This is a genomic window from Terriglobales bacterium (assembly GCA_035937135.1).
Lineage (GTDB): Bacteria > Acidobacteriota > Terriglobia > Terriglobales > Acidobacteriaceae > DASYVL01.
In genome coordinates this window covers 1-6,884 of sequence record DASYVL010000028.1, presented here as the reverse complement: position 1 = coordinate 6,884, position 6,884 = coordinate 1, and the positions used below count along the sequence as shown (strand labels likewise).

Here is a 6,884-nt window from a genome sequence, read left to right as displayed (position 1 = left end):
CGCTGCCCCTTGCCCACCGGGGTCAGCAGGTCCATCACTCGGGCGCCGATGTTCTCCTTGGTCGTTTCCAGCTTGAGGCGCTCCAGGGGATAGAGCGGCGTCAGGTTGTCGAAGAGGATCTTGTTGCGTGCCTCCTCCGGCGACTCGAAGTTGACCGCCTCGATCTTGACCAGCGCGAAGTACTTCTCGCCTTCGTGCGGCGGGCGCACCTGTCCGCTCACCGTGTCACCGGTCTTGAGGTCGAACTTGCGGATCTGCGAGGGCGAGACGTAGATGTCGTCCGGGCCCGGCAGGTAGTTGTAGTCGGGGGAGCGCAGGAAGCCGTAGCCGTCAGGCAGGATTTCCAGAACGCCTTCTGCGAAGATATGGCCCTCCTTCTCGCTCTGCGCCTGCAGGATCTTGAAGATGAGGTCCTGCTTGCGCAGGCCGCTGGCGCCCGGCAGGTCGAGCGTGTGGGCGATCTTGGTCAGTTCTGTGATGTTCTTTTCTTTCAGTTCGGCTATGGTCATGGTCACCTACGGGATGGTTTTGGAAGGAAGGTTTGAAATCAATCAAAAGATCGGGAAAGTTACTGCGGCTCGCCGCACGGGCGCGCGGCGAGCCTCTATTATGCCGCTTGGCGCTCCAAACGCGCAAGCGCGGGCGTCGCCGACACCAAACCCTGCACCTCGGCCTGCCCAAACTTCTCCAGAATCTGGTTCATCGTGTCCTGCACCCGCGTGTTGGGCCGGTGGAACTTGCGTGTCGCCTTCGACGCCACCTGACACAGCAGGTAGCGGTTGGGCAGGTTACGCGCCGCCGGATAAACTAGATCAGAACGCATAGCACTCTCTACCTCCAACAAGCTTGTCCTTGGGATGTGCCGGAACCCGCTTTGGGACACGCGAACAATTAGCGAAGCGCTGTCCCTATCCCGGCTTGCCTTGCCAGCCACCGGACTAGGGCCTCCGACACTTCAATTGATGCAAACCCGCCCGGGAAAGTTGCTCTTCTTTCTTGGTACTGCTTATTACCAGGTCGGCCCGGAAGAGGGGGGGGTCGGCGGTATTCCGCCTTAGGCCAATGGCTTATCCTACCCATGGCTACCCATCCCGTCAACCCAAAAAATTGGGCAGGTTTACCATGCAGTTACCCTAAACCCTAGGGGTGGAAGAGCTTGAGGCAGCAGACGCTCCCCCCGGACTTCTCGAACTCTGAGGTCTCGACCACCAGGGCCTCCAGCCCTTCCCGCTTGAGCGCCCGCGCCAGCCCGGCACCCAGGCGTGGCGTGATGAAGCGTCCGTTGGCCGCGACCCCGTTGCAGACGAAACCCAGGGCCTCCGGCTCGTCCACCTCATGGACCCGGAGGCACCCGGCCCGGATGCTGGCCAATGCCTCCGGCGAGAACGCCCCCGGATAGATGACCACTGCCTCGGCCGTCAGTGGCGCAAAGCAGGTGTCGAGGTGGTAGAAGCGTTCGTCGGTAAGCTGGAGCGGGATCACCGTGATGTCAAGCTGGCGCATGGCCGCGGCGAATCTTTCCACTCCCCCGCGGGTGGACCGGATCCCGTATCCCGCCCACACCTTGGAGCTATCGGCGTGCCAGAGCAGGTCGCCATGGCCCTCCAGGAACTCGTCGCCGTAGTCCAGCTCGATCACCCGGTAGCCGCGGGCGCGGAACCACTCCACGTAGTACGGCACCTCGCGCTGCCGCGAGGGAAAGCGCATGCGGCTGGGGACAATGAAGCGGAACCGCTCGCTTTCGTTTCCCTCCCCTACAAAGACCTGATTGTTGGCAAAGACCATGTCTTCGAGGTCCGGGACAGCCGGGATGACCTCGGTCACGACTTCGGCCTGCTCGAAGGCATGCCGCAGCGCCTCCCACTGCTCGAGCGCCTTCTCCTTATCCACCGGCCCGGCGTCCCGCATGAAAGGATTCTTCAGGTCGCGAATCTCAAAGTAGGTTGGAGGACAGAAGAGCGTGCGGGTCATTCGCATGGAGGGTCTACGTCCAATAGGTCCTGTCCAATGTACGGTACTGGATGGCTTCGGCGATATGCTTGGGCTCGAGGTGCGACACGCCTTCGAGGTCGGCGATGGTCCGCGCCACTTTAAGGATGCGGTCGTGGGCGCGCGCGCTCAGGCCCTGCTGCGCCATGGCCCGCTCCAGCAGGCGCTCGCAGTCGGTGGAAACGGCGCAGTAGAACGCCGCCGGGCTCGGCCCGCGTGGCCGAGCGTCTTTTTGTTACGAATCCGGAAATCGCGGCTACGCCCGGTAGAGCGGCGGCTGGATGCCGTTGATGCGCAGATAGACCACGGTCTGCCCGCGGTGGTGGGTGGTGTGGTCCAGCAGGAAGCGCAGCATGCGGTGCTTGGAGATCACCTTCCCGCCGAAGATCTTGGTAGTCTGGCGCAGGGCCGAAGGGTTCAGCTTCCCTGCCGCCCGCTCCACGTAGTCGAAGCCCACCCCCAGCCGCGCGATGATTTCCTCCTTGGTCAGCACCGGCTCCTTCCCACCCTCGCTGAAGGGATGGGTGGGCGTCTTCTTGCCTTCGATGAAAAGTTCATAGAGGCCTGGCACGGCTTCGGAGATATGCACCATCTGTTGCCCGAAGGTGCGCACCTCGGGTACGGGGCGGAACTCGTATTTCTCCGGCGGCATGGCGTGGGCGCACTCCAGGGTGTAGGCGCGCGAAAGTTTCAGCTCGTCCAGGAACTCGGGGATGAACTGGATCCGCGCCCCGGCGCCGGCGGCGACACGGGCCGCAGCGGGATCCGGAGCTACCGGCTGCGCCCATAGCTCCGGCAAGCAGCCCGCGAACGCGGCGACCAGCGAGGAACGAATCAGGGTCCGACGGGAAAGCGCGCTCATCAGTTTCCTCCTCAGCGAGATACGAGAGTAGACGCAGGACCCCGGCCCCAGGTTCCGCAAAACTTCAGGACCGGCTTAACGTTCGACCGCCAGGGCCACCGAGTTGCCGCCGCCCAGGCAGAGCGCCGCGATGCCTTTGTGCGCGTTGCGGCGAATCATCTCATAGATGAGCGTCACCAGAATGCGGGCGCCGCTGGCGCCGATGGGATGTCCGATGGCCACCGCGCCGCCGTTCACGTTGACCTTGGCCGGATCCAGGCCCAGCTCGCGGATCACCGCCAGCGCCTGCACCGAGAAGGCCTCGTTCAGCTCGTAGAGGTCCACTTCGTCTGGCTTCCAGCCGGTCTTCTCCCAGAGCTTGCGGACGCCCGTGACCGGCGCCATCATCACCCACCGCGGCTCGACGCCGCTCGTGGCCTGGCCCACGATGCGCACCATGGGCTGCGCTCCCAGTTCTTTCGCACGCTGGGCGCTGGTCACCACCAGGGCTGCCGCGCCGTCGTTCACCCCCGGAGCGTTCCCAGCGGTCACCGTGCCGTCCTTCTTGAAAGCGGGTTTGAGCTTGCGCAGCGTTTCGATGGTGGTGCCCTCGCGCGGACTCTCGTCTTTCGCGAAGACGCCCGGCGCCTCGCCCTTTTTCTTTGGCGCCAGCTCCACCGGGACGATCTGCGACTGGAAGCGGCACTCCTTGATGGCGGCCACTGCTTTGCGGTGCGAGTTCACCGCGAACTCGTCCTGCTGCTCGCGGGTGACGCCATATTTTTCGGCGACGTTCTCCCCGGTGATGCCCATGTGGTAGTCGTTGTAGACATCCCACAGCCCGTCCTGGATCATCGAGTCCACGATCTGGCCGTTGCCCAGCCGGTAGCCCTTGCGCGCGTTGGGCAGCAGGTAGGGGGCGTTGCTCATGGATTCCATCCCGCCCGCCACCACGATGCCGCAGTTGCCGGTCTGGATGGCCTGGGCCGCCAGCGCCACCGCCTTCAGTCCCGAGCCGCAAACCTTGTTGATGGTCATGGCGCTGACTTCCGGCGCCAGCCCGCCGTAGATCGCTGCCTGCCGCGCCGGGTTCTGTCCCAGCCCGGCAGCCACGACGTTGCCCATGATGCACTCGTCCACCAGCTTGGGGTCGAGCTGGGCGCGCTGCACCACTTCCTTCACCACAATCGCTCCCAACTGCGTCGCGCTGTGGTCGGCGAGCGAGCCCTGGAATTTCCCTACCGCCGTCCGTACCCCCGCGATGATTACCGTCTCTTCGACTGCCATAAGAGATCACTCCTTATTAAACTGAGAGCCCTTCATTATAAGATGTGCCGCGCGCCCGGAGGATCGAGAATCCTTCCCCGTGCTACCGGAAACCACAGGAGACCCCCTGGCCGCCCCCGCCCCAACTGTCGACCAGCCCTCAACCCCGCAGCGCACTGTGGTCCTGCTGCATCTGGCTCTGCTGTTGGCCATCCTGCTGGCCTTCTCCTACGTCGGCGCCGAGGGACAGCAGCGCACGGTCGAACGCTTCGGCCGTCCCGCGTTCTACACCGCAACCATCCTGTGGGAGTGGCTCCTGCTGGCCTACGTCTGGGTGGGGATGCGCCGCCAGCGTCTGACCATGGCAGAGATCACGGGAGGAAGATGGAAGAGCCCGGAAGACGTGCTGCTCGACCTGGCGCTGGCCGCCGGCTTTTGGTTCATAGCCGTGGGCGTGCTGGTCGGTGTGGGATTCCTGCTGGGCCTGGCGCAGAGTGCGACCCACGCCGGACAGGAGACCCAGGCCCTGAAAGAAGCCATGAAGAAGATCGGCTTCCTCGCTCCTGCGAACACGCGCGAGCTCATTCTGTTTCTTGTGCTGGCCGCCACTGCCGGCTTCTGCGAGGAGATCATCTTCCGCGGCTACCTGCAGCGGCTGTTCACTACCCTCACGCGCAGCTCTTTCGCCGGCATGGCGCTCTCCGCCGCTGTCTTCGGCGCGTCGCATGGCTACCAGGGCGCGGCTCGCATGGTGCAGATCGGTGTCTTCGGATTGCTGTTCGGCATCCTCGCTCACTTCAGGAAGAATCTGCGTCCAGGAATGATCGCGCACGCCTGGCACGACTCCATCGTCGGCATCTTCTTGTACATCCTGCAACGCGTGCTGAAGACCTGATCGTGTCCGCGCCGGAAACTCCGCGCGCTCACGTTGCACTTTCGTTGCCACCGCCGATTTTGTTCTTGACATCACTTTTCATTGTCTCTATACATCAGATATCGCAACAAAACATCGTTGCACATCCGTGAAATACGGAAAAGGGAGAATAGAACAATGGCAAAGAAGAAAAAGGCCAAGAAGAAAAAGAAGCACTAACTGGCCGTCCGTACGAGCTCGACAGGGGACGCACATCGCGTCCCCTGAGTTTTTTGCGGGGAATGTTCTCAGCTCTCGCCGGAGCGCTCGCCCAACTCCTTCTTCTGCGCTTCGGCTTCGATCAGGCTGAGTTGCTCGCCGCGGTGACTGGAGAGCCCCTGCACCCGCGTCTCCACCTTGTTCAGCGACCGCGCGCTCTCGTCGTACTTCGTGGTCGCGTTGCGCAGGTGCTTGCCCACTGTCTCGTACTCGCCGGTGAACTTCTCCACCTCCACCCGCAACGACTCCAGTTCGTGCAGGATGGATTCCGCGCGCTCGCTGATACGCATCCCGTTCAGCCCGATCACGATGGTCTGTAGGTAGGCGTAGAGCGAGTTGGGCGACACCGGGAAGACGTTGCGCTGCATGCAGTAGGCGCGCAGGTCGTTGCCCTCTTCGTCGCGGATGATGGCCTCGTAGTAGACGTTCTCCGCCGGGATGTAGGCCAGCGCCAGCGAGAGCGTGCCGTCCTGCGGCCGGATGTACTTGCTCGCGATCTCGTCGATGCGCTTGCGCACGTCCTTCAGAAACTCGCGCCGCGCCATCTTTCGGTCCGCCTCCGATTCCGCCTCCACCAGGCGTCGGAAGTTTTCCAGCGGAAACTTGGCGTCGATGGCCAGCTTCCCTTGCGGGAATTTCAGGATGGCGTCCACGATATCGCCCGAGCCGAACGAGTATTGCATCTCGAAGAACTCGCGCGGGAAGACCTGCGTCAGCATTTGCTCGAGCGAATCCTCCCCAAAGCCGCCGCGCACCTTGGGCGAGGAGAGGATCCTCTGCAGGTCGGTGATGGAGTGCGACAGGTCGGCCACCTGGCGCGCCTGCTCGCTCATCTTCCCCACCTGCTCCTGGAGCCCGGCAAAGGTCGCCTGCACGCTGGCCACTCGGTCGCCCACTGTCCGCGACGCCTGCGTCATCACGCCCGCGTTCGCGTCCAGCCGGTTGCCGACGTCGCTGCGCACCGCCTCCAGCGCCGTCTGCACGTTGCTGCCGATGGCCTGCACCTGCTTGGCGATCATCTCGTTGGCTTTGTTGTTAGTCTCGCGCAGGATGCTGATGTCGTTGCGGAGCGCCTCGGTCTCTCCCCCGCCGGCGGCGGATCGGCGCACCACCAGCGCGACCAGCACCACCACCGCGATCACCAGGACGACGACTGCCGCTTCCAGCATCAGTTGGCTCCCGTGGGTTCAAGCGCTCTCTGGATTGTAAACAGCCGCTCCTCGGTTGCGGGACAAAGGCTGCGGTACGGGCACCACTGGCAGTGCCATCCGGGGTTGGCGTCGAAGTTGCCCTGCGCGATGTTCTCGGCCGCGATCCGCACCTGCTGCTCTGCTTTCTCCAGCTCTTTCTGGCTGCGCACCGTCTCTATGGCCTGGTTGGTCTCCAGGTTATAGAACACCAGGCGCCGCGGCTCCAGCTTCCACTGGCGCTGGGCGGCGAGGGCGTAGATGGAAAGCTGCAGGCTCTCGTCGGAATCTTCCTGCGATTGGGCCTTGCCGGTCTTGTAGTCGGTGATCACGACCCGGCCCTCGGCCACCTGGTCGATCCGGTCGATGCGCCCGACTACCGTCACATCGCCCACCTTCACATCGAAGAATTCTTCGGTATGAAGCACCCTGGGGGCGGGCACGCGCCGGATTGCGGCCAGAAAATCCT

The 6,884-nt window shown here is 63.5% G+C and carries 9 protein-coding genes; 1 reads left to right on the top strand and 8 read right to left on the bottom strand.

Annotated elements, in window-relative coordinates:
* From VGQ94_01475 to VGQ94_01450, 6 genes are all read right to left on the bottom strand, one after another.
* The coding region (locus VGQ94_01475) for a Rho termination factor N-terminal domain-containing protein (protein ID HEV2021177.1) at positions 1-509 on the bottom strand (509 nt) is incomplete at its 3' end.
* A 98-nt stretch (positions 510-607) separates the two neighbouring features.
* On the bottom strand, positions 608-823 hold the full coding sequence (locus tag VGQ94_01470) for a DNA-directed RNA polymerase subunit omega (protein HEV2021176.1): 216 nt from the start codon (positions 821-823) through the stop codon (positions 608-610).
* Between the two features lie 317 nt (positions 824-1,140).
* On the bottom strand, positions 1,141-1,977 hold the full coding sequence (locus VGQ94_01465; GenBank protein ID HEV2021175.1) for an arginine deiminase-related protein: 837 nt from the start codon (positions 1,975-1,977) through the stop codon (positions 1,141-1,143).
* Positions 1,978-1,984: 7 nt separating this feature from the next.
* Positions 1,985-2,137: a hypothetical protein gene (locus VGQ94_01460; protein ID HEV2021174.1), complete on the bottom strand. Its 153-nt coding sequence runs from the start codon at positions 2,135-2,137 to the stop codon at positions 1,985-1,987.
* Between the two features lie 108 nt (positions 2,138-2,245).
* Entirely contained in the window at positions 2,246-2,851 is a 606-nt protein-coding gene (locus tag VGQ94_01455) for a DinB family protein (protein HEV2021173.1), read from the bottom strand.
* A 75-nt stretch (positions 2,852-2,926) separates the two neighbouring features.
* Entirely contained in the window at positions 2,927-4,117 is a 1,191-nt protein-coding gene (locus VGQ94_01450) for an acetyl-CoA C-acetyltransferase (protein ID HEV2021172.1), read from the bottom strand.
* A gap of 79 nt (positions 4,118-4,196) precedes the next feature.
* Here VGQ94_01450 and VGQ94_01445 point away from each other — a divergent pair, with 79 nt between their 5' ends.
* The gene (locus VGQ94_01445; GenBank protein ID HEV2021171.1) at positions 4,197-4,991 is read left to right on the top strand and encodes a CPBP family intramembrane glutamic endopeptidase; all 795 of its coding nucleotides are present in this window, start codon (positions 4,197-4,199) and stop codon (positions 4,989-4,991) included.
* A 266-nt stretch (positions 4,992-5,257) separates the two neighbouring features.
* On the opposite strand, the gene VGQ94_01440 is transcribed toward VGQ94_01445, so the two are convergent.
* Complete coding sequence (locus tag VGQ94_01440) at positions 5,258-6,397, bottom strand: DNA recombination protein RmuC (protein ID HEV2021170.1); 1,140 nt, start codon at positions 6,395-6,397, stop codon at positions 5,258-5,260.
* The coding region (locus VGQ94_01435; GenBank protein HEV2021169.1) for a PD-(D/E)XK nuclease family protein at positions 6,397-6,884 on the bottom strand (488 nt) is incomplete at its 5' end. The genes VGQ94_01440 and VGQ94_01435, both read right to left, overlap by 1 nt.

Excerpts from the sequence above, each read along its gene's own strand:
- VGQ94_01440 (HEV2021170.1), bottom strand. The coding sequence starts at position 6,397 with ATGCTGGAAGCGGCAGTCGTCGTCCTGGTGATCGCGGTGGTGGTGCTG.
- VGQ94_01470 (HEV2021176.1), bottom strand. The coding sequence starts at position 823 with ATGCGTTCTGATCTAGTTTATCCGGCGGCGCGTAACCTGCCCAACCGC.
- VGQ94_01450 (HEV2021172.1), bottom strand. The coding sequence starts at position 4,117 with ATGGCAGTCGAAGAGACGGTAATCATCGCGGGGGTACGGACGGCGGTA.
- VGQ94_01465 (HEV2021175.1), bottom strand. The coding sequence starts at position 1,977 with ATGCGAATGACCCGCACGCTCTTCTGTCCTCCAACCTACTTTGAGATT.
- VGQ94_01455 (HEV2021173.1), bottom strand. The coding sequence starts at position 2,851 with ATGAGCGCGCTTTCCCGTCGGACCCTGATTCGTTCCTCGCTGGTCGCC.
- VGQ94_01460 (HEV2021174.1), bottom strand. The coding sequence starts at position 2,137 with ATGGCGCAGCAGGGCCTGAGCGCGCGCGCCCACGACCGCATCCTTAAA.